This is a genomic window from Paenibacillus phocaeensis (genome assembly GCF_900021165.1).
GTDB lineage: Bacteria > Bacillota > Bacilli > Paenibacillales > Paenibacillaceae > Fontibacillus > Fontibacillus phocaensis.
This window is the reverse complement of sequence record NZ_FCOQ01000021.1, coordinates 79,104-99,296: the sequence shown is the minus strand read 5'-3', so window position 1 is coordinate 99,296 and position 20,193 is coordinate 79,104. Positions and strand designations below refer to the sequence as shown.

21 protein-coding genes are annotated in these 20,193 nt (G+C 48.7%); 4 read left to right on the top strand and 17 right to left on the bottom strand.

The window, feature by feature from the left end; genetic code table 11:
* Positions 1-149: 149 nt before the first annotated feature.
* From BN3795_RS15045 to BN3795_RS15005, 10 genes are all read right to left on the bottom strand, one after another.
* Complete coding sequence (locus BN3795_RS15045) at positions 150-1,136, bottom strand: hypothetical protein (RefSeq protein ID WP_068785501.1); 987 nt, start codon at positions 1,134-1,136, stop codon at positions 150-152.
* A gap of 329 nt (positions 1,137-1,465) precedes the next feature.
* Positions 1,466-1,756: a DUF6809 family protein gene (locus BN3795_RS15040; RefSeq protein ID WP_068785500.1), complete on the bottom strand. Its 291-nt coding sequence runs from the start codon at positions 1,754-1,756 to the stop codon at positions 1,466-1,468.
* 290 nt (positions 1,757-2,046) lie between these two features.
* Positions 2,047-3,435, bottom strand: a complete 1,389-nt coding sequence (locus tag BN3795_RS15035; RefSeq protein ID WP_068785499.1) for an ABC transporter substrate-binding protein — start codon at positions 3,433-3,435, stop codon at positions 2,047-2,049.
* Positions 3,436-3,516: 81 nt separating this feature from the next.
* Positions 3,517-4,317, bottom strand: a complete 801-nt coding sequence (locus tag BN3795_RS15030) for an endonuclease/exonuclease/phosphatase family protein (RefSeq protein WP_068785498.1) — start codon at positions 4,315-4,317, stop codon at positions 3,517-3,519.
* Between the two features lie 11 nt (positions 4,318-4,328).
* Positions 4,329-5,051 carry a carbohydrate ABC transporter permease gene (locus BN3795_RS15025; RefSeq protein WP_232729939.1) on the bottom strand — a complete coding sequence of 241 codons (723 nt, stop codon included), beginning with the start codon at positions 5,049-5,051 and terminating at the stop codon, positions 4,329-4,331.
* 101 nt (positions 5,052-5,152) lie between these two features.
* Positions 5,153-6,016 carry a carbohydrate ABC transporter permease gene (locus BN3795_RS15020; protein ID WP_110945195.1) on the bottom strand — a complete coding sequence of 288 codons (864 nt, stop codon included), beginning with the start codon at positions 6,014-6,016 and terminating at the stop codon, positions 5,153-5,155.
* Positions 6,017-6,385: 369 nt separating this feature from the next.
* Positions 6,386-6,526 (bottom strand): hypothetical protein, encoded by a 141-nt coding sequence (locus BN3795_RS25595; protein WP_198524726.1) that lies wholly within the window; start codon positions 6,524-6,526, stop codon positions 6,386-6,388.
* A complete protein-coding gene (locus BN3795_RS15015; RefSeq protein ID WP_068785495.1) occupies positions 6,519-7,268 on the bottom strand; it encodes a sugar phosphate isomerase/epimerase family protein in 750 nt (249 codons plus the stop codon). Before BN3795_RS15015 ends, BN3795_RS25595 begins: the two co-directional genes overlap by 8 nt.
* Positions 7,269-7,371: 103 nt before the next feature.
* Complete coding sequence (locus BN3795_RS15010; protein ID WP_068785494.1) at positions 7,372-8,022, bottom strand: FMN-dependent NADH-azoreductase; 651 nt, start codon at positions 8,020-8,022, stop codon at positions 7,372-7,374.
* Between the two features lie 2 nt (positions 8,023-8,024).
* Positions 8,025-8,744: an SDR family oxidoreductase gene (locus tag BN3795_RS15005; protein WP_068785538.1), complete on the bottom strand. Its 720-nt coding sequence runs from the start codon at positions 8,742-8,744 to the stop codon at positions 8,025-8,027.
* Positions 8,745-9,062: 318 nt separating this feature from the next.
* Between BN3795_RS15005 and BN3795_RS15000 the strand changes: the two genes are divergently transcribed.
* Positions 9,063-9,557, top strand: a complete 495-nt coding sequence (locus BN3795_RS15000; RefSeq protein WP_068785493.1) for a GNAT family N-acetyltransferase — start codon at positions 9,063-9,065, stop codon at positions 9,555-9,557.
* Here the strand turns inward: BN3795_RS15000 and BN3795_RS14995 are convergent.
* The 4 genes from BN3795_RS14995 to BN3795_RS14980 form a co-directional block, all read right to left on the bottom strand.
* A complete protein-coding gene (locus BN3795_RS14995) occupies positions 9,551-10,351 on the bottom strand; it encodes a CPBP family intramembrane glutamic endopeptidase (RefSeq protein WP_068785492.1) in 801 nt (266 codons plus the stop codon). The genes BN3795_RS15000 and BN3795_RS14995 overlap by 7 nt on opposite strands.
* Before the next feature lie 96 nt (positions 10,352-10,447).
* Positions 10,448-10,855, bottom strand: coding sequence for a P-loop NTPase family protein (locus BN3795_RS25590; RefSeq protein WP_068785491.1), 408 nt, complete (start codon positions 10,853-10,855; stop codon positions 10,448-10,450).
* Positions 10,856-11,322: 467 nt separating this feature from the next.
* Complete coding sequence (locus BN3795_RS14985; RefSeq protein ID WP_068785537.1) at positions 11,323-12,642, bottom strand: hypothetical protein; 1,320 nt, start codon at positions 12,640-12,642, stop codon at positions 11,323-11,325.
* Positions 12,635-13,192, bottom strand: coding sequence for an RNA polymerase sigma factor (locus BN3795_RS14980; RefSeq protein WP_332835608.1), 558 nt, complete (start codon positions 13,190-13,192; stop codon positions 12,635-12,637). The genes BN3795_RS14985 and BN3795_RS14980 overlap by 8 nt, the downstream gene beginning before the upstream one ends.
* 398 nt (positions 13,193-13,590) lie before the next feature.
* Between BN3795_RS14980 and BN3795_RS14970 the strand changes: the two genes are divergently transcribed.
* Both BN3795_RS14970 and BN3795_RS14965 read left to right on the top strand, forming a co-directional pair.
* The gene (locus tag BN3795_RS14970; protein WP_068785488.1) at positions 13,591-15,750 is read left to right on the top strand and encodes an alpha-amylase family glycosyl hydrolase; all 2,160 of its coding nucleotides are present in this window, start codon (positions 13,591-13,593) and stop codon (positions 15,748-15,750) included.
* 205 nt (positions 15,751-15,955) lie between these two features.
* Positions 15,956-16,681 carry a Uma2 family endonuclease gene (locus BN3795_RS14965; RefSeq protein WP_068785487.1) on the top strand — a complete coding sequence of 242 codons (726 nt, stop codon included), beginning with the start codon at positions 15,956-15,958 and terminating at the stop codon, positions 16,679-16,681.
* 59 nt (positions 16,682-16,740) lie between these two features.
* Here the strand turns inward: BN3795_RS14965 and sstT are convergent, their stop codons facing one another.
* Positions 16,741-17,982 (bottom strand): serine/threonine transporter SstT, encoded by a 1,242-nt coding sequence (sstT, locus tag BN3795_RS14960; protein ID WP_068785536.1) that lies wholly within the window; start codon positions 17,980-17,982, stop codon positions 16,741-16,743.
* A 111-nt stretch (positions 17,983-18,093) separates the two neighbouring features.
* The gene (locus BN3795_RS14955; protein WP_068785486.1) at positions 18,094-19,224 is read right to left on the bottom strand and encodes an NAD(P)/FAD-dependent oxidoreductase; all 1,131 of its coding nucleotides are present in this window, start codon (positions 19,222-19,224) and stop codon (positions 18,094-18,096) included.
* 101 nt (positions 19,225-19,325) lie between these two features.
* On the opposite strand from BN3795_RS14955, the gene BN3795_RS14950 reads away from it, so the two are divergent.
* A complete protein-coding gene (locus tag BN3795_RS14950) occupies positions 19,326-19,637 on the top strand; it encodes a YbjQ family protein (RefSeq protein WP_068785485.1) in 312 nt (103 codons plus the stop codon).
* 76 nt (positions 19,638-19,713) lie between these two features.
* Here the strand turns inward: BN3795_RS14950 and BN3795_RS14945 are convergent, their stop codons facing one another.
* Entirely contained in the window at positions 19,714-20,172 is a 459-nt protein-coding gene (locus BN3795_RS14945) for a GNAT family N-acetyltransferase (protein WP_068785484.1), read from the bottom strand.
* Positions 20,173-20,193 lie beyond the last annotated feature (21 nt).

Here is a 20,193-nt window from a genome sequence, read left to right as displayed (position 1 = left end):
CTACTCCTCTATTGAATATTGAATTGCCTCAACGAAATGCTTCGTGTTCCTTCCGAACCAAGGGCCAGATGCCCGATGCGTGAATATGGTGTTATATGATTGGAATGCCTTCTTGAATTAGTTACAAAAAAACCGGTAAAATTACCGGTTTAGTGTGGTTTTTCTAATTCTTTATTCCATCTTTCAACATCATCCATGCTGAAAGCAATCGTCTCAACTCTCAATAAATCATTAGAGATTGCTGGCTGAAACGCTTCAAGCACTCGTTGCGGACGATAAAGTGATTTATTATAAAACTCCTCTAACTCCTTTGGAAACTCTATTAATAACAAGACTAATTGTGCCTTGATATTCTTTGCTTGACTATAATAATGAATCTTTGATAATTGAACATACATTCGGTCAATAGTAACTGGGGTAATATTTAGTAATACTTCAAAGAAGTATTCTTTCAACTCTGTATTTAAATAAGCGTCAAATATTATTCTACGTTCCATAATAGGATCCAGGCCTTTAAAAGCTGGAGTGAATTGTGCATCTCTTATTATATTTCCCTCAGGAATATTATACTTAAATAAGTATCTATCAATTGACTCAATTTCAATAACCCTAAAATAGCTACGTCGATTTAATGGTTTTGGATTATTTACGGTAGCACAGCTGTTCAAATCACTATTTGATTGAACAGATTCAGAAGTTTCAGACACCAGCTCCGTCTCATTCTCATCATCCTTCTTATCTTTTGCTTTAATAACACCGATCATTTGCAAGAGTTCCGGAGTAACTCCATGGAATGTCATATTTGATTGGTGTTGATTTTGATTGACTAAAGTTGTCATCTTTATAATGTGATCTCTGAGTTCTGTATTTTCTTTCTTTACCTCTTTAACTTCTGCACTTTTTTTACTTACTTCTCTACTGAGGCTGAGTATCTTCCCCATACTTAAATTATCGAAAGATTCGGAAAGTATCAAAAGTGTTATCAATACAAATAATGTTATATATTCAGGTGTCAATGTATATGAAGGTTCTTTCTTGAAGAAAGCAAAAGTAATAATACCTATAAGATATAGAATAAATAAAACTAGTAATGCTCGAACAAAATTATTTTTAGATTTGGGACTTTGATTATCCACACAATCACCTTTCAGAGTAATAAAGTTGGTATTAATATTGTACCCAAGATTTTCTATTTATCTTTAGAATTGATTGCATCCCTTTCATATAACGCCTTATTTATGATTCGGGAAATACAGAAGTAAAGTCGAATATATGAACAAAATTCCTTAGTCTATATGACTTATAGTTATATTCTACTATAAAATTGGAATAATGTGCCGAAGAATTAATTATTTGCTCAAAAATAAAAAACTCCCGCTAAAATTAGCAAAAGTTTGAATCTATATCATATTCATATAACAGCAAGTACATACAGTATCCCAATTTTATTTTCCAAGGCCTACCTCTACCTTCCATCATTCCCCTTCCCCTCTCCCCTAAACACCTCAACCATCACCAAAGCCCCCATCCTAAACCCCTGTACAAAAGCTTCACTTGTAATCATTGAACTAGATTCCCCGTTCAAATCCAAAATCTCCTCAAGGGTTGTGAAGTCGTTCTCCGAAAATCTTTGCTTGACTTCTTCCATCAATGCAGAAATCTTTCTAGTCAACGGACGATACTCGGAATTCGAGGGGACTATATGCTCTTCGGGACGTAGGTTACCGTAATATAATTCTTCTATAATGTTCTTCATTGGCTCGACCTCTTAGGTTCTTGTCAAAGTAAGGAGTTAAAAAACTTGACGCCGCTCCCCCGAGACAAGTTTACCGTATTCGAATAGAGCGAGTTGAATTTTATGCAATATTCGCATAATACTCTCTAAGTAAACAAAATCGTATAGGCGATCCGGGATATCCTGCATTCTGCACCTGCATCCCCTCAAAAACTCCTTAATCGTGTCTACTTACAACAAAAGACGTGCATGGGACATCAAGGCTCCCCATGCACGTCTCATATATGTCCTTACAACACGATTATCAAGGACTACTTCTTATTCACCCTATTATAGTCTTCCAAAGCTTTGTTGGAGGCGGCGGCCATATCTTTAATGGCTTGGTCGATATCTTTTTTGCCTGTGACATAGGCCAGGGTTTCGTCCTTTATCGCGCGGTTGAATTCACCGGAGACCGGGTTCATGGGTTCCTGAGTTTCCGGAGACGATGCGTGGAGCTGCTCGATTGCGGTTTTAAATAAAGGATTTTTCTCCAAATGCTGCTTCATTTCAGGCAATTCATAGGTTTTTTTGTTGACCGGAAAATAACCGGTGCCTGTATGCCATGTAAATTGTGTTTTGGGAGAAGTGCTGTATTTCATATATTCCCATGCGGCATCGATGTTCGATGGTTCGCCTCTGTCCACCAGGTACAGCGCCGAACCGCCGACAGCTACTCCGCCTTTGTCACTCTCATGGACCTTAGGCAAGAACGCGGTGCCTACTTCAAATTTATCGCCTACCGCGGTTAACGTTCCTTTTACTCCTGCCGTAGAATTAAGGAACATACCCAGCTTTCCTGCAGCAAAGACCTCGTTCGTTTTTACTTCCGGGCCCGTTTGGATGCCGCCGTATTCAACAGCCTTTTTCCAAGTGGTCAGGAATTCTTTCATCGTCCCTGTCGAATCAAATTCTACTTGGGTCATGGTGTCTTCACGACCGTTTTTGTTATTGCCGATATAGCCTCCCTGCATCCCGATCCAGCTCGATAAGTGGTATTGGTCCGGCGTTACGGAAAGACCCCATTGCGTCACTTGATCTCCGTTCCTCTTCGTCATCTTGGCGGCGTATTGGCCCATTTCATCAATGGTTTGAGGAGGTTTATTCGGGTCCAACCCCGCTTCTTTAAACATGTTTTTATTGTAGTACAACAAAACTGTAGAGTTGGCAAACGGAACGCCCGCCAATTTACCTTTGAAGCTGAAGGAAGAAACGGTATTGGGCTCTAAATCCGCTATATTGAAAGAAGGGTCTTTATCGATCATCGATTGCGCCCAGATAATACTAGGCACGTCCTTGATATATGCCGTGTCCGATGCGGGAACTTGTACGATATCCGGCAAGTTTTTGGTATCCTTCGCCTGGACGGCCGCTTTTACTTTTTTCAGCAAGTCCTGGTAACTGCCTTGAAATACCGGCGTAACTTCAATCCCCTTTTCCTTGCCTATCGTATCGTTGAAATTTTGGACGACTTCTTTCACCACACCTTCATTCGTGCCCCCCATGGCATGCCAAAATGTTAAATGAACCGTTCCGGACTGGCTGGCATTAGCCACCGCGCTGCTGCTGGCGTCCATGGAAGATGCGGTTGTGTCGGTTTTCGTCCCGCACCCGGTAAGTAGTATGATCGATGCGGCTAGTACTGCAATGGTTTTCCTCATTCCCCAATCCTCCTAAGGGTTATGTGTGTTTTTTATATTAACTACCTATCCGTGCGCTGGGTCTGCGTCTGAATGGGCAGGTTAATCTTCTTGCATTTCCATATGGGCCACGATCGGATAATGATCCGACGGGTACCCCTCTTCAACCTTGTCTCTCACAATCGCACTGGATTTAAAGTCAATCCCTTGACTGCTCATAATGTAATCGATAGGGCTGCCTTCCGTGCCCCCTTGATAGCCGTGAAACGTTCTGCTATGTTTCTTCTCTTCCTCGGACATAAGGTCGAAGCAACTTGTCATCGGCTCGAATTCATGGATCACATCGAGCAATCCGCTCTCCGGAGTATCGTTGAAATCGCCGGTTAGTACGACCGGTAAGAGGATACCCAGATTCTGTTCCCGAACATTTTTCAAAATCAGTCTCAACCCTTCTGTTCTAGCCACCTTGCCCATATGATCCAGATGAGTATTAAAAAACCTTATCGCGGGCTTTGTCTCGCCATGAAAAGCAAGCTCTACCCATGAACAAATTCTTTCGCATTGGGCATCCCAGCCAAAACTGCCGATCACATCCGGAGTTTCCGACAACATAAACGAACCGCTTCGCAAGATGGAAAAACTGTCCCTTTTAACAAAAATAGCGCTGAATTCCCCCGCCACATCCGAACGGGTCCGGTTAACCCCATACACGTCATAGGTTCCGTGGAATCGGTCTTTTAGCCAATCCAGCATAGGAACCGTCGCTTCCTGCGTACCGATCAAATCCGGCTTGCGGTCCTCGATGATTTTGGCTACCCAATGCTTTCTTTCCTCCCATACATAAGGGTCTGTAGCTACTGCGGTACGCAAATTGAATGTCATCACGGTAAACGTTCTGCTCACTTCAACGCCTCCTATCCTTTAATTGCGGAAAATGTAATCCCTTGTACCAACTGCCTCTGGAATACGAGGAAAATAAATACCGATGGAATCAGAATGACGGTAACCCCCGCCATTACCGGGCCGTACACCATGCTTTCTTCGAATTGGAGCATCGTAATTCCAACCTGTACGGTTCTCATATGCTCGGTGTTGGTAACCAATAAAGGCCACAAGTAAGCATTCCACAGCCCGATAAAAGAAGCGATAAATATGGACGACAATACGGATTTGGACATTGGCAGCAGGATATTCAGAAAAAAACGCAGATCCCCGCAGCCATCGACAAACGCAGCATCCCTGAAATCCCGAGGCATCGTTTTGAAATGCTGCCGCAGCATAAACATAAACGTGGCCGAGGCGATCATGACAATCATGATGCCTGCGTAGGTGTTGATTAATTTCATATTCGCTACGGTGATGTAATTGGTAATAATGAGCATATCGCCCGGAATCATCATCGTTCCCAGAATAATCAGAAACCAAAAATGTTTGCCCTTAAAATCGAAGAAAGCAAAGGCGTACGCCGCTAAGCTGCTTGTAATCAATCTTCCGATCGTTCCGATCGACGCGATCAAAAATGAGTTCCACATAAACAGGAGAATAGGCGTGGAGGTAAACACCGTCTTGTAATTCTCCCAATATAAGGTGCTTGGAAATAACTTGGGAGGATAGGAGCTTAGGTCAGACGCGCTCATGAAGCTTACTCCCACGCAATAAATAACCGGAAAGGAGACCATCAACCCTACAAGAAGACAAAGAATGCTCATGAACATCTTGTGTACATACCTGGATCTCATCATGTGTAATGAACCCCTTTTTTCTCATATACAAAGCTCAGCAAAGTAACCAGCATAACAATGACGAAGATTAAGACCGCTACGGCGGATCCATATCCGTATTTCGCATTCTCAAACGCCTCGATATACATCCAGTACATCATCGTTTCCGTAGATCCCATAGGCCCCCCTTTCGTGATAATCCATACGGGACCGAACACCATCAGTGAACCGATCAAATCCGTACAAATCAAGAAAAAAATCGTGGGAGAGATTAAGGGCATCTTTATGCTTACCAGCTTCTGAAAATAGTTGCAGCCTTCCATATCCGCCGCTTCCAGCAACTCTGACGGGACATTGCGGAGCGCCGCAAGCAAAAACAAAAAGCTGAATCCAAGTCCCATCCACACGCTAAGGATCGAAATGCCTACCATCGCATATTTTTCATCGCCAAACCAGTCGATGCCTAAGCCCGTCAAATAGTTAAACATACCGATTGTCGGATTCATAAGCAGTTGGAAGATCATGACGGCCGAAGACATGGATACCGCCATGGGCAGTGCGAACATAATTTGATAGATGGGATTTCCCTTTCTCTTCTTTTCCGCCAAAAGCGCCAAAGCCAAACTGATAAAAAATGTAGCGGGAATCGTTATCGCCGTATATTCCAACGTATTTAACAAGGTATTGATCAACATCTTATCTTTGAAAAGATTAATAAAGTTTTCGAACCCAACAAACTCAACCGGGTTTCCATTCAGATCAACCAAAGTAAATCCCAAGTAGACCGTTTTGGCGAACGGATAATAGGTGAACAAAATAACAAACAGTAAGCATGGCAACATAAACAAATAAGGTTTGATTATTTTTTTTATCCAGCCCATACAGGACTCCCTTCCATTCTTCAAGAGGTATAGACATCTTTGCCGATATCGTAGCGTAAAAGTATTCGCCAACTGTCAAATCGATTTATATGTTTTGTAAAAGTAAAAGAACCCGCTCTGTAGAAACAGAACGGGCTCTTCGCGATTAAATCGGCTAGATCGTGCGTCTTATGCGGAACGTGAAAACATCATTGCGCAAATAATCCAGCGAGTACAGGACAGGTTGATAAAGAATGTCCCTTCATTGCAGAAAAAGCGATTCTCTTGGAGTTGCTTTTTTCATTCGCTAAGCATACTTAAATACACTTGATCCGATTTCTCGTTGAAGAATTTTGCCTCTGAAGGTACTTATAGGCATCCTTAAGGAATTTAACTTCGTAATTCATCTTCAACATCCTTAAGACGGATTAGTTCACCTTTTAGGTAGGCTTCACGGGCTTGGTTAATAGCATCTAAATCATCTTGAGTAGTTGGCTCATCATCTAGAGGAATTTCCCTTATCTCAATCATACACCTCGTCGACCATCGCTCGAAGCCGCTGGCAGTCGATCGCGGTTGCTTCCAGTGGCGGATAGGTCTGAAACTCCTCTTGCTCCACAATCAACCAAGGGATATCCAATTGTTTGGCCATTTGGACGTACTCTTTCATCGGCAGCACGCCGGAGCCAATTTCCGTGCTTTGCCGAGGAGATTCCTGCATATCTTTCATATGGAGAAGACCAATTCGATCCTTATGCGCCTCTAGCCAAGGCAGCGCATCCAGGCCGGAAACGGCCAGCCAGTAAAGATCCACTTCCAGGTCGATCCGTTTCGTCAAGGTTACCATCTCATGCAGGATGTCACGGCCGGGGATCTCCGTAAATTCATTGGCGTGATTATGATAGTAGAACTCGAAGCCTTCCTCCGCCGCTTTCTTCGCAATCTCCTCCATCTCGGCCATCCAGGATTGCCAGCCTTCAAAGGTCGGGAAGCTCGCATAGGGAATGACAAGCCGCGAATTTCCAATCTCTTTTTCGAAAGCCAAAGTCTTCTCAAGATCCTTCTGCAGCGTTTCATAAGAAAGATGCGAAGCCGCAACCTTCAGTCCCAATTCATCCAAATCGCTTTTGACTTCAGCCGCACTTTTCCCATGATAGCCGGCAAATTCAACGCCATCATAGCCGCTTCGTTTCACCTCTGTTAACGCCCCATATAAGTCGTCTTTGCAGGCATCCTGAATACTCCATAATTGCAAGGCAATTTGGGGTTTCATTGAATCTCCTCCCTTCTCGAGTTCATTATAGCGAAATCAGATCCCACATTCTTCCCGCTTTTCTCCCAAAAGCTCCCGAATAATGCGTTTTCATCTCATCATTTCAAAAGGTTCGGGCTGCCGCAACAGCCTGCCGGATCGCTTCATCCAGGATGCTCTGCGCCTGGTCCGGATGCTCGCTGGTGCCCTCCACAAAGATCGCCTGTACATCATCGATCCCGATGAAATTCATCGCGGCTTTGATATAACGATGACTATACTCGACATCTTCAAATTTGCCATGGGAAAGCACCGTACCGGAAGCCTGAATATGCATCACTTTCTTCCCTTGCTGCGTTCCCGTCAGGCCGGATAACCCCCGCATTCCATTATTCGCTCGTGTGAACGTTTTACCCGGAACCAATACGGCGTCAAAGTACATTTTCAAAATAGATGGAAAAGAGTAATTCCATACCGGATTAGCGATAACGACCTTATCTGCGGCCAGGAATTGATCCAAGATCTCGCTCATCCGTACCGCTTTTTTCTTCGACACTTCGCTAAGCTCCTCAAAAGAAGGACCGCTTGCCGGCTGCCCCCAGCGTCTCAGGAGATCCGCATCGATTTGCGGAAGATCCATGCGGTACAAATCCAGACGAATCACTTCGTCACCGGGATTGGCCTCTTGATAGGCTTCAATAAAATGTCCACCCACCCGCAAGCTGTAAGAGTCGTCTTGGAAAGGATGAGCCGTCACATACAACACCGTTGCCATAGTCATTTCCCTCCTGATTTTTCTTGTTGAAACAATTGGGGGTACAAGGCTTGAACGCCTTCGCTGAAGTCCTTCTGCAGTTTGCGGCTCCAATCATCGGCGACAATTTCATAACGATCGGCTGCAATCCCATCGATGGCGATGCGAGCGATATCCGCAGGACTAGCTTTAGGCGCTTGAACATTGGCGGTCATGTCCGTGTCCATAAACGCTACATGCAGCCCGGAAACCCTGATGTTTTTCGGAGCCAGTGCCACGCGAAGTGTATTCGTCATATTCCATTCAGCCGATTTTGCCGCAGGATAGGCCGTGTCACCCACACTAAACCAGGATAGAACGGAGAGGATATTGAGAATGGATCCCCCACCGTTTTTTTCAATAATTGGGGTTATTGCGCGAATCATCGACAAGGTACCAAAGAAGTGGGTTTCCATATCCAAGCGGATTTGATCGAATTCCCCGTCAAGCAATGAAGCCCCCGTATGGGATCCTGCATTGTTTACCAGCAAAGTCAGATCGGGTACGGCTCGTGCCGCCTCGGTGACCGATCGGGGATCGGTGATATCCAGTTGCACCGGGATCACACCCGGCAATTGAATGGTTTTGGGGTCTCTCGCTCCGGCATAAACTTTGGCTCCTCTGGAGAGGAGTTCGTTGGCGAGATGGTGGCCAAGCCCTCGGTTAGCGCCAGTAACCAACGCAATTTGATTTGAAATATCCATAGATAACAGCTCCTTTTCAGCAATTGGGAATCTATTTGATGCGGCTTTCTTTTTTAGAACGATCATTCTCTAATGATTAAAAAAATTTTACTCCTAAAGATATTGTTGCTCCCCCCTCCAAAGTATCAAATGAATTTTTAGAATGATCATTCTCGAATATACTCAGGAAATTCACCTTCCAGAGCCATCATACACAATTTGAGAACGATTAGTCAAGAATCCTTGCTTAACGGGTCGAGTACTGACTTCAAGAGAATCCCCAAACACCGCCTCCCCTATGGTAAAATAATGACACCCTACATACTGGAGTGATGAAATATGATTACCATTCGCCCCCTGGAACCTCAAGAGTTCGAGTTCTTCACGGATATGCACTACGAGTCCATTCACATCCCGCAAGGGAAACCACCAAAACATGAGCTTTTGAACGCTCCGCATCTTAGGAAATATCATGAAGGTTGGGGGCGTAAAGGAGATCGCGCATTCATTGCTCTGAAGGAGGAACGTCCGGTTGGTGCGGTATGGTACAGATTGTTCGACGAATCGAATCAAGGTTACGGGTTTATCGATAACGATACCCCGGAGCTAGGCATTGCCGTACATCCCCACGAGCGGGGTACCGGGATCGGACGCAGCTTAATGCAAGAAATGATCAAGCAGGCAAAGAGCGATGGATACAGCTCGCTTTCCTTGAGCGTCGATCCCCAGAATGCTTCCGCCGTGAAGTTATATCAGCAACTGGGATTTGTCTATTGGGGCATATCCGGTACTTCATGGACGATGAAACTCGATCTTCAACGTCAAAGTCAATAAACCGGACGGCGACGAGCCTCCCATAGTTTCACAGTCAGGATTGATACGAGAACAATGGCAGCATTGGCGACTAGGGTTCCCGTCCAAGTCATCGTCATCGTGCCAAAAAGGGGCGAAGCCGCATTAAACAGGGTGTGGAAGAATACGCACATGAACACGCAGCCTTTTCCTGATATTTTGTAGATAGCCCCGTTAAAAAACCGAAACGCTAGGAGTTGCACTGCAAACATCCAAAAGTTTATGAGACCTTCTCCGTGATTCGTCCCCGGAATGAAGAAAAGAGGGATATGCCATAAAATCCAAATGAGTCCGACAAGGAGGGAAGAACCGATAAACCCAATTTTTTTATCAAGCTTAGGCTGCAATATGTACATCCAGCCCGCTTCCTCCAACCCGCCGATCACCAGATTGCCGGGCAAGGAAAGAAAGAGCGTATAAAACGGAAGCATCAACTCCGTATGGCCCGAAACGGCAAGATGGATCAAAAAATACAGGGCAAGCCCCGCAACCACGAACAAGTAGAGAAAGATGCTGTTTTTAGCGTAAAAGACGGTTTTCGACCATTCCTTCCAATCCGCTATCTTGTTGTTTTTCTTCAATACGAGATAGGAAGCAATAGCAGGCGACAAAATGTAGATGGCAAAAGGAATATTCATCCCGAATTGCCGTAACGAGTGAACCCAATTGTAAACCGAATAGCCGAATGGCCCGAGAGCGATGAGCGCCCCCGATACAAGATAGGCTATGCCAAAGGTCAAAACTGTAAATTGAACGATGATTTTTTGGTCTGACACGATTTTGTACCTCACGTTTCTTTATCAAAGAAATATTTTGTATTGCAAGTTCTGAATTTGCTAAACGAATCGAGTCCATTGATGGCAAATCGCCATTTATGCTTTGGACAGCTTGCGCTTCTGATATAAAAGCAATCCCGCTAAAAAATAGATCAGGGTGAGCACAACAATCATCAAAATCTCAAACCGAATGTCCGTTATCCCCAGGGGATGCCCAAGGATCGAGAACATATTCAACTTCGGCAACGGGAACATCGCGCCGGAAAAGAACATGAGGATAAAAAATGGAAAACAGCCCACAGTTAACACATCAAAAACCGTATTCAGGAAGCTTGCCACTACCAGACTTACAGACACCATCGAAAAGCTGGAAAGAATGCCAATCAGAAGTACAGGCCCGAAATGCCCTCCTCTAAATACCGAAAAGCTTACCTGGTCCACGACCCGTGTACTTCCATAGGATTTGCTTAACCCGTCTACAGAAAGAAATATTTCATGTTCCATATTCTATCTCCTTCAATGTCAAGCCTATTTTATCTTTACCTATAATAACTTTGTGTTTATAGAAAAAGAAATGATAAATGATCACGTTCACAGCTGCATGGAAACGAATCAAGTGCGCCGTGAACTCCTTCACGTAAACGAGCAAGCACAGCCATCATGCGGGCGCCCGCCTTCCGAAATCACGGAAATTGCTCTAACGCTGATGAGAAACGCTATTTTAGCAAATTCGACGCTATAAAAATTCTAACGACGCTGAGACACTCTATTACGTCAAAAATCCACGTTTTCGGGAGCAAAAAAGCGATATAAGCGCTCTGGTAAGCGTTAGAATCGCAAATCGATGATTCAGGTGCATTTAAGCTCTGTGGCAAGCGTTAGCGGCTGGCTGGAGGCAGATACGAGCACCGAAGCGAGAAGAAGGACCTCAAATCCCCGCCACACCGGGGAATTTAAGGTCCTTTCACAAGTTAATGGAGGTCATCCTCAAATGTTGCATCCTCCACGACAAACCCCGCTCCGTCATATTTGTATTTCAGACGGATCGTAACCGGGAATTCGGCCGGCGATATCTGGACCGGCACCGACGCATACAAGGTATCCCCTTCAAAGAAATAGCGAACGATGCTGCCGAGACCCGGTTGGTCCAGCCATAAGCCGGCGTCATCCTCGTCGTATTCGAACGTGCGTGTTTCGCCGCCCAGCGTATATTGGAAGGTTCGCTTGCCCTTCTCCGCCGTCACGGTTGAGGTCAGCTTGGAGCTCACTACCCGCACAGGATCCGCCGCGGACACTTCGGTTAAATCTTGTCTCAGCAGCTTCACTGTCGACTCATAAACCCCGGTGCCGTATCCGCGGGTCAAGATGACGGCCAGTACCTCTTCCTCCCCAACGCCCGTATGCAGCATGGAAACTTGCGGATAATACGATTCATTGTCCACATTGTCCCAATCGTCGAATGTTCTTTCCGCACCGCCATAACGCACGCGGATCGGGTAGATCATGGTTGCATTTGCTCTCAGCGTACCCGTGATCTTTAGATCAAGTGCCGGCTCCTCCTTCAGAACAACCTCTTTTCCCTGATTTGCTCTAGTATAGGCTTCAAGCGACAATCCGACTTCGTCCGTTTCCACTTGTTCGATGTGCCCGATTTTGTGGTTATCGCTGCGAACGTGCACATCAATCATTTCCTGATACGTTAGGGGGACCGAATCCCGCAGCAGCAAACGAAGCCGATAAATGGTTTTTTCCTTATTTTTTTCCTCAACGGGTATGGTCGTGTCGACGTACACTTCATACACCCACGGACTGGACACATCGTAGCGCTCCAGCGGCTGCTTGACCTTGGGATTGTTCCAGATGTCCGGCGTCGGGCCGCCCCAAACGCCCAGCTTCCGCTGCATCAGCGCTTTAACTAACGTTACGATCGTGCGGTCGCTATCCTGTTTCGCTGCGTTTTCCGCGGAATTCCACCAGTCGAAATCCCCCCCGGCCCTGCGCTTGAAAGTTGAGTGAAACGTCTCCCCCCCTTCACCGCCTGCATCTTGAACGCCTTGAACCGGAACGGGCAAGGGCGGCTCAACTTGTGCAAACCAGATCCCGCCTCCCACCGCCAGGAGCAGGATGGGAATGACCGTCAATATCGCGGTGATCCATACTTTCCGATCGCGCTTCTTCTCCGCCACCCGCAACTTGTTCTCGACACGCTCCATCAGATCGCTTCGAAAACGCTGCTGCTGGAATGGCGGTCTGGCCAATCGACGATTCCAATCCGGTCTCCATTCATTCATGTTCATCCGCTCCCTTCCATTTGGAGGCCACCTTCTTTTTGGCTCGGTGAATCCTCGATTTTACCGTGCCTGGCGAGAGGCCCGTAACCGCAGCGATTTCCTCCATCGACAGCTGATAATGTACACTCAAGACTAACGGATCGCGAAATTGGCTTGGCAGCTTCAACACCTGCCGCCATAATTCGTCCGCAACTTCCCGATCCAAGAATTCCGACTCGGCAGACGGCGAAGGCGGCGAGAAAACCGCCCCGTCCGGCACTTCGCTCGGCGAACGGTCGCCGAACAGTATCACTTTGCGCATGAAGGCCCGTTTTTGATAAGAAAGGGCGGTATTCCGCGTGATTCTCAATAGCCAGGTTTTGACGGAAGACTCCCCTCGAAAGGAAGCCCGACTCCGGTAGGCTTTGATAAATACATCCTGCGCAACATCATCCGCCGTATGCGTATTCCGGGTGATCACGTAAGCATAGTTCCAAACCTCTTCCCCGTACGACTCCATAAGCCCCCGAATATCCGAAATGCTCGGCTCCGCCGGAGGCTGCAACTGCATTTCCCTCAAGTGGTTCTCCTCCCCTTCACCTAAACAGACTCTTCAAGTGCAGCGAAAGTTCCCTATTCACAAAAAATAGAGTAAAGATTGTATCAAAGAATCCATCTAGGATTTGACAGATTTGGGATCGTGATATAAAATGAAAGCGCATCCTTAATTTGCCATCTTCGTCTATAAGCATCGGGAAGGATGTCGATCCCACAATTTGAGGGCGCTGCTTTCCTGATCTCTTCCTATCAGGAACAACCCCGTGATCTTCTAGTGAAGATTGCGGGGTTGTTTGTTTTTTTTTTGCAGCGGGAAAGGAGGAGCCGAAGGTTCAACTCGCGGTTGGTTTGGAGTTCAAATGAAGTCCGTGTGCAGAAACAGTATAACAAGCTGGAAAGGTGGTTTGATTTATGAAACTGTTCTTGAAAAAATCCGTGATCACACTGCTTGCTTCCACCTGTCTCTTTACAGCATGGCTCATCCCATCGATCGCCGTTCCTACGGCCAAAGCCGCTCCCGATACGTCGGTTCTGAATAAGCAGAACTTCTCTACCGATGTGATCTATCAAATCGTGACCGACCGCTTCGCGGACGGAGATCCTTCCAACAGTCCGTCCGGCGCGGCCTATTCTCCAGGCTGTACGAATCTGAAGCTGTACTGCGGCGGAGATTGGCGGGGAATCATCAACAAGATCAACGAGGGTTATTTTGCCGGAATGGGTGTCAGCGCCTTGTGGATCTCTCAACCGGTAGAGAATATTTATAGTGTCATCAACTACTCCGGCGTGAACAATACATCCTATCACGGCTATTGGGCCCGCGATTTCAAACGGACGAATCCGGCGTTTGGCAACATGAGCGATTTTCAGGAGCTGATCAATACGGCTCATGCCCATGACATCAAGATCATTATTGATTTCGCGCCCAACCATACCTCTCCGGCTTCCGAGACGCAACCTTCCTTCGCCGAGAACGGCAAGCTGTACGATAACGGCAACCTGATCGCCGGTTACACAGGGGACACCAACGGAATTTTCCACCATAATCAAGGAACCGATTTCTCCTCGCTGGAAGATGGGATCTATCGAAATCTCTATGATCTGGCGGACATCAATCACCACAATAACGTGACGGATAGCTACTTTAAAGACGCGATCAAGCTCTGGCTGGACATGGGGATCGACGGCATCCGGGTGGATGCGGTGAAGCATATGCCGGAGGGCTGGCAGAAGAACTGGGTAGCCTCCATTGCAGGATATAAACCGGTGTTTACCTTCGGGGAATGGTTCCTCGGCATCGGCGAGAATGATCCGAACAACATCCGTTTCGCCAATGAGTCCGGGATGAGTCTGCTAGACTTCCAATTCGGGCAAAAGGTTCGGCAAGTCTTCCGCGACAATACGGATACGATGTACGGCTTGAATAACATGCTGACAACAACCGCCGCCAATTACAAGCATATTCATGACCAAGTTACGTTTATCGACAACCATGATATGGACCGCTTTAAGTCAGGCAACAATAACCGCCGTCTGGAACAGGCGTTGGCCTTCATCCTTACGTCACGCGGCGTTCCGGCCATCTATTACGGTACGGAGCAATATATGGCAGGTAACGGGGATCCGGCCAACCGTGGTTTTATGAGCGGTTTCTCCACCACAACCGCCGCGTATCAAGTCATCGGCAAACTGGCGCCGCTGCGCAAGTCCAATCCGGCACTGGCCTATGGAAGCACGCAGGAACGCTGGATCAATAACGATGTCTATATCTACGAGCGGAAGTTCGGCGGCAGCTCGGCGCTAGTGGCGATTAACCGCAGCGCGACAACCTCCGCCTCGATCACCGGCCTGCAAACCTCCCTCCCGGCAGGGACTTACGCGGATGAGTTGAGCGGACTGCTTAACGGCAGCAGTATCACAGTTGGTGCCACAGGCGCCGTATCTGCCTTTAACCTGCCGGCAGGAGCCGTCGCCGTATGGCAATTTGCCTCTGACGAGACGGCCCCGGTAATCGGCAATATCGGAACGGACCTGGGGAAAGCCGGCACGACGCTGACGATCGATGGCCGAGGTTTTGGCAATGCCAAAGGGACCGTCTATTTCGGCACTACGTCAGTCACAGGCAGCCAGATTTTGCAGTGGGAGGATTCCCAGATTCAAGTGAAGGTTCCGGCGATCGCATCCGGATCCTATAACATCAAGGTCCGGAGCGCGTCCTCCGCGGACAGCAACAGCTACAGCGGCTTCAATCTGCTTACCGGAGATCAGGTATCGGTTCGTTTCATCGTGAACAACGCCACCACGCAACTCGGCGAGAATGTCTACCTGACAGGCAATACGGCTGAGCTCGGCAACTGGGATCCGAACAAGGCGATCGGCCCGTTCTTCAATCAGATCATCACCGCCTATCCGACCTGGTATTACGATATCAGCGTGCCGGCCGGAACGCCCCTGGAATTTAAGTTTATCAAGAAGAACGGGACGGCTGTCATCTGGGAAGGCGGCGTGAACCACAGCTTTACAACGCCAGGCAGCGGTGTCGGTACCGTTCAGGTCAACTGGCAGCCGTAAACTCCAAGGCGGAGCAAGTCCTAGCCGCAACACAGCAGCCAGCCGGAGATCTCTCCCCGGCTGGCTGTTCTTTCTCCGCGATCATTCATCGAAACTTCCCAACATTACGCCTTCCGCCTTCACCAGAATAGCTAATTCTCTGTTGACTCCCTCGGCAGGTTTAGCTAATATATATACATAAAATAGCTAATTCGAGGTGAAGATCATGCGAGTATCTTCTACTGACATGCAGAATAATTTCGGCAAATATTTAAAGTTTGCGGAAGCCGGCGAAGAAATCATCGTTATGCGAAACGGCAAGGACGTGGCCACATTAAACGCGTTTGCCGAAGCCGTTGAAACCTCGCTAAGGGAAAAGGCGGCGAGCTACCATGCCGGGGACGAATGGGTATCCTACCAGGATTTCCTCGAGCTGACGGAGACGTCGGAGCAACGTTACGAGTTGATCGATGGCGTCGTGTATAATCTCGCTTCTCCTTCCTTCAAGCACCAGCTTGCCGTTCAGGAACTGTTAGGCACTTTTTACGCTTGGTTTAAGGGTAAGCCGTGCCTACCTCTGACCTCCCCATTCGACATCACCCTGGAGAAAGAGGAGCATAACACTTGCGTCGTACAACCCGATCTCGTCGTGATTTGCGATAAGGAGAAGATCGACGCCAATGGCAAATACATGGGTACTCCTCAATTGGTCGTCGAAGTCTTGTCTCCCTCCACGCGGAGTAAGGACATGATCAAGAAGCTGGACTTATACAGCGTATGCGGCGTGAAGGAATATTGGATTGTGGATCCGATGAAAGCACTCGTGATCCTATACTCGCTGGAGGACGGTAATATTACGGATATGACCGTATTCTCGAACACCGGGGATACGCATGTGACCTCTCAGCTTTACCCGGGTTTACAAGTATCGATCCCGGATTTGTTTGCCTAAGCGAGAGGTCTCTCCCGCATGAAAAAAAAAGCTGGCGAATCATCGCCAGCTCTTCGCATTCAGTCCATGCTTGCCGTGTTCATGACCGGAAGCCGCTCTTCCCTGCGTTTCTTCGCATAATCCGCCGTGGCCGTAAACAATACGTCCGAGGAGGAATTCAGCGCCGTTTCACACGAATCCTGCACGACTCCGATAATAAAACCTACCCCTACGACCTGCATGGCGATATCGTTCGAGATCCCGAACAGGCTGCACGCCAGCGGAATGAGCAAGAGCGACCCGCCGGCCACGCCGGACGCACCTGCCGCAGAGATTGCCGACAAGACGCTGAGCATCAGCGCCGTACCGAAGTCCACCTGGATGCCCAGCGTATGGACGGCAGCGAGCGTAAGGACCGAAATCGTTACGGCAGCCCCCGCCATATTCATCGTCGCGCCCAGCGGGATGGAGACCGAATAGGTATCCTTGTTCAGCCCTAATTTTTCGCACAAACGCATATTCACCGGAATGTTTGCCGCCGAGCTGCGGGTGAAGAACGCGGTAATGCCGCTTTCTCGTAAGCAAGCGAACACCAGCGGATAGGGATTGCGGCGAAGTTGAACATAGACGATCAACGGGTTCACGACCAACGCGATAAATAACATGCAGCCGACCAGCACGAGCAGCAGCTTGCCGTAATCCAGCAAGGAAGCCAGGCCGCTGACGGTAATGGATTCGAAGACGAGCCCCAGAATACCAAACGGCGCCAGTTGAATTACCCATTTGACGATCAGCGAGACGGCGTCGGACGCTTGAGTAAGCAGGCCTTTCGTCTGATCGCCCGCCCCCTTCAAAGCGAAGCCAAGCAGGATCGCCCAAGCCAAAATCCCGATATAATTGGCATTCATTAATGCACTGACCGGATTATCCACGACATTTAGGAGCAGTCCCTTGAGAACTTCCACGATTCCTCCCGGCGGGGTCAAGCCTTCCGTTGTTCCTGCCAACGACAAGCGAACCGGAAATATAAAGCTGACCGCCACGGCACAAGCCCCCGCCAGGAACGTACTAATTCCGTACAAGATCAGAATCGATTTCATATTGGTTTGACGCCCTTGTTGATGATTGGCGATCGCTGCCATCACCAACAGCAGAACCAAGATCGGAGCGACGGCCTTCAGCGCCGATACGAACAGGGTACCAAGCAATGCGATTCCGCTGGCTTTCGGGACGATTAACGCTAAGAGGATCCCGACGGCCAGACCGATTAGAATTCGTTTCACTAAACTGATTTGATTCCATTTGAGCAGAATTGCCTTCATGTTTCTCCCCCGTTTGTTTAAAATGTTGCCTTGAAGCATAGCGATAGTATACCACGCCTCACGGACATCTGTCCTCCGGATGGAAACATTTGTGCATTACTGTTCACATCTTCACTTCGATTGAGGGGCTAAAGCGTTCTCAATGCTGTAATCCTCCCTGAGTACATTCGTCTCCCGTCCTAACATCCATTGCGCCAGCTGGGCACCCAGATAAGGCCCCATCGTCAGGCCCGATGCCCCCAGACCGTTCGCTGCAAAAAGCCCCTCCCACCCGGGAACTTCCCCGAATACCGGCAGAAATCCCGGCGTGAACGGGCGAAAACCAACCCGCGCTTCCATGAACTCTCCATCCGCCAACCCTGGCGCTATCGCCAGCGCTTTGTCGATCACCTCATGAAGACCGCCGGCTGTGATGCGGGGATCATACCCAGCAGGGTTATTTTCGTGGGTAGCGCCAATGACGATGCGGCGGTCGTCAAACGCCAGAATATATTGATCGCCCGGCGGAATGACGACAGGCCAGCGTTCGGTTGATCCGTCCGGCAAGGCTAAATGAACGATTTGCGCTTTCTGGAAGGTGACCTGAAAATCCAGCCCCAGCGGGGTGAGCAGGTGACGAGCCCAGGCTCCGGCGCATACGGCAACCGCATCGGCGTGGATCTCCTCTCCGCCGACGCGCACCCCGGTCACGGCCCCGCCGTCCTGCAGGAGCACAGCCTCGCCATGCACGAAGCTTGCTCCGTGCCGAGCCGCCGCTCTCAGGAGCGACTCCCGGAGCGCACGCCCATCGACGCGAGCTGCACCGCTTACATACAGCGCGTAGAACCCCTCATCCAGCGGAGGAAACCGGCGCTTGACCTCGTCCGGCTCGAGCAGTTGAATATCGCCCATCTCCGGGGCTTCCCGTCTTCGCTCAAGGGCAAGCCGCTCTATAGCGACCAGCTTCTCGCGTTCCCGGTGCAAGCGGAGCGCCCCTACGCGGGCATACCCGGTATCGCGTTCTCCTTCCTGCTCCAATTCCTCGATTAACGGGCCGTAATACTGTGCCCCGCTTCTAGCCAGCCGGTACCAGGCTTGGTTGCGCCGCTGCGAGATCCACGGACAGATAATTCCCGCCGCAGCATCGGTGGCCTGTCCCGGAACGCCGCGGTCGACGACCGTCACCTCCGCCCCAAGCTTGGCCAAGTGATAAGCCGTCGAAGCCCCCAGAATCCCGGAGCCAATTACGATAAACTTTTGCAAAATAGGTCCCTCCTTTTTACATCTTATGGTTTAAGATGAAACTCTCAAGGCAAACCTGCGTAACATCCTGTAACGCTTCAATTCATAAGGAGGACTATCGTATGTTAATGACCACCACCTCAACTATCGAAGGCACGACGGTAAGACAATACCTTGGAATCGTCACCGGCGAAGTCATCATGGGCGCCAATGTCGTACGCGATTTCATGGCTTCAATTACCGATATCGTTGGCGGACGTTCCGGAGCTTATGAGAACAAGCTTGAGGAAGCCCGGAATACCGCGTTTGCGGAGATGAAAGAGAAGGCCAACGTTCTCGGGGCCAACGCCATCATCGGCGTCGATATCGATTATGAGGTCATTCGCGAAGGGATGCTGATGGTTTCCGTCAGCGGAACAGCCGTCATCGTTTAACCTCAGTTTCGCCCAATGAAAAGCCAAAAACCCGCGGTTTCGCGGGTTTTTGGGGTTCTGCAGGATCACATTCCCTTTAGATCACCTTGGTCATAAACACACTGTTAGGGTCCTCCGCGTAATCCGCAAAGGGTTCGCAATACGTAAACCCGAAGCCTTCATACAACCGGCGAGCCGGGACGAAAGCTTCCATAGATCCCGTCTCCAGGCTAACCCGGCGATACCCTCGCCGAGCCGCCTCCTCCAGAAGATGCGCCAGCACTTGCTTGGCGACCCCCTTCCCGCGATAAGCGATGGCGGTGCGCATGGATTTCACCTCGCCATGCTGGCGGTCCAGCTCCTTAAGGGCACCGCATCCTGCGAGATCGCCGTCCACCCAGGCACTCCAGAACGTGACGTCCGGCCGCTTCAGACCGTCCAGATTCAGCGCGTGAATGCTCTCGGGCGGGGAGTTCTCGGCCATATTTGCCAAATGTTCACCAATGAAAGCTGCGATCTCAGGTCCGCTCAAATCATCCAATTTGATGGTTAACAACCGATTCCCTCCCCAGGCTTA

Excerpts from the sequence above, each read along its gene's own strand:
- BN3795_RS15040 (WP_068785500.1), bottom strand. The coding sequence starts at position 1,756 with ATGAAGAACATTATAGAAGAATTATATTACGGTAACCTACGTCCCGAA.
- BN3795_RS15035 (WP_068785499.1), bottom strand. The coding sequence starts at position 3,435 with ATGAGGAAAACCATTGCAGTACTAGCCGCATCGATCATACTACTTACC.
- BN3795_RS15025 (WP_232729939.1), bottom strand. The coding sequence starts at position 5,051 with ATGAGCGCGTCTGACCTAAGCTCCTATCCTCCCAAGTTATTTCCAAGC.
- BN3795_RS15020 (WP_110945195.1), bottom strand. The coding sequence starts at position 6,016 with ATGGGCTGGATAAAAAAAATAATCAAACCTTATTTGTTTATGTTGCCA.
- BN3795_RS25595 (WP_198524726.1), bottom strand. The coding sequence starts at position 6,526 with ATGATTGAGATAAGGGAAATTCCTCTAGATGATGAGCCAACTACTCAA.
- BN3795_RS15015 (WP_068785495.1), bottom strand. The coding sequence starts at position 7,268 with ATGAAACCCCAAATTGCCTTGCAATTATGGAGTATTCAGGATGCCTGC.
- BN3795_RS15010 (WP_068785494.1), bottom strand. The coding sequence starts at position 8,022 with ATGGCAACGGTGTTGTATGTGACGGCTCATCCTTTCCAAGACGACTCT.
- BN3795_RS15005 (WP_068785538.1), bottom strand. The coding sequence starts at position 8,744 with ATGGATATTTCAAATCAAATTGCGTTGGTTACTGGCGCTAACCGAGGG.
- BN3795_RS15000 (WP_068785493.1), top strand. The coding sequence starts at position 9,063 with ATGATTACCATTCGCCCCCTGGAACCTCAAGAGTTCGAGTTCTTCACG.
- BN3795_RS25590 (WP_068785491.1), bottom strand. The coding sequence starts at position 10,855 with ATGGAACATGAAATATTTCTTTCTGTAGACGGGTTAAGCAAATCCTAT.
- BN3795_RS14985 (WP_068785537.1), bottom strand. The coding sequence starts at position 12,642 with ATGAATGAATGGAGACCGGATTGGAATCGTCGATTGGCCAGACCGCCA.
- BN3795_RS14980 (WP_332835608.1), bottom strand. The coding sequence starts at position 13,192 with ATGCAGTTGCAGCCTCCGGCGGAGCCGAGCATTTCGGATATTCGGGGG.
- BN3795_RS14970 (WP_068785488.1), top strand. The coding sequence starts at position 13,591 with ATGAAACTGTTCTTGAAAAAATCCGTGATCACACTGCTTGCTTCCACC.
- BN3795_RS14965 (WP_068785487.1), top strand. The coding sequence starts at position 15,956 with ATGCGAGTATCTTCTACTGACATGCAGAATAATTTCGGCAAATATTTA.
- sstT (WP_068785536.1), bottom strand. The coding sequence starts at position 17,982 with ATGAAGGCAATTCTGCTCAAATGGAATCAAATCAGTTTAGTGAAACGA.
- BN3795_RS14950 (WP_068785485.1), top strand. The coding sequence starts at position 19,326 with ATGTTAATGACCACCACCTCAACTATCGAAGGCACGACGGTAAGACAA.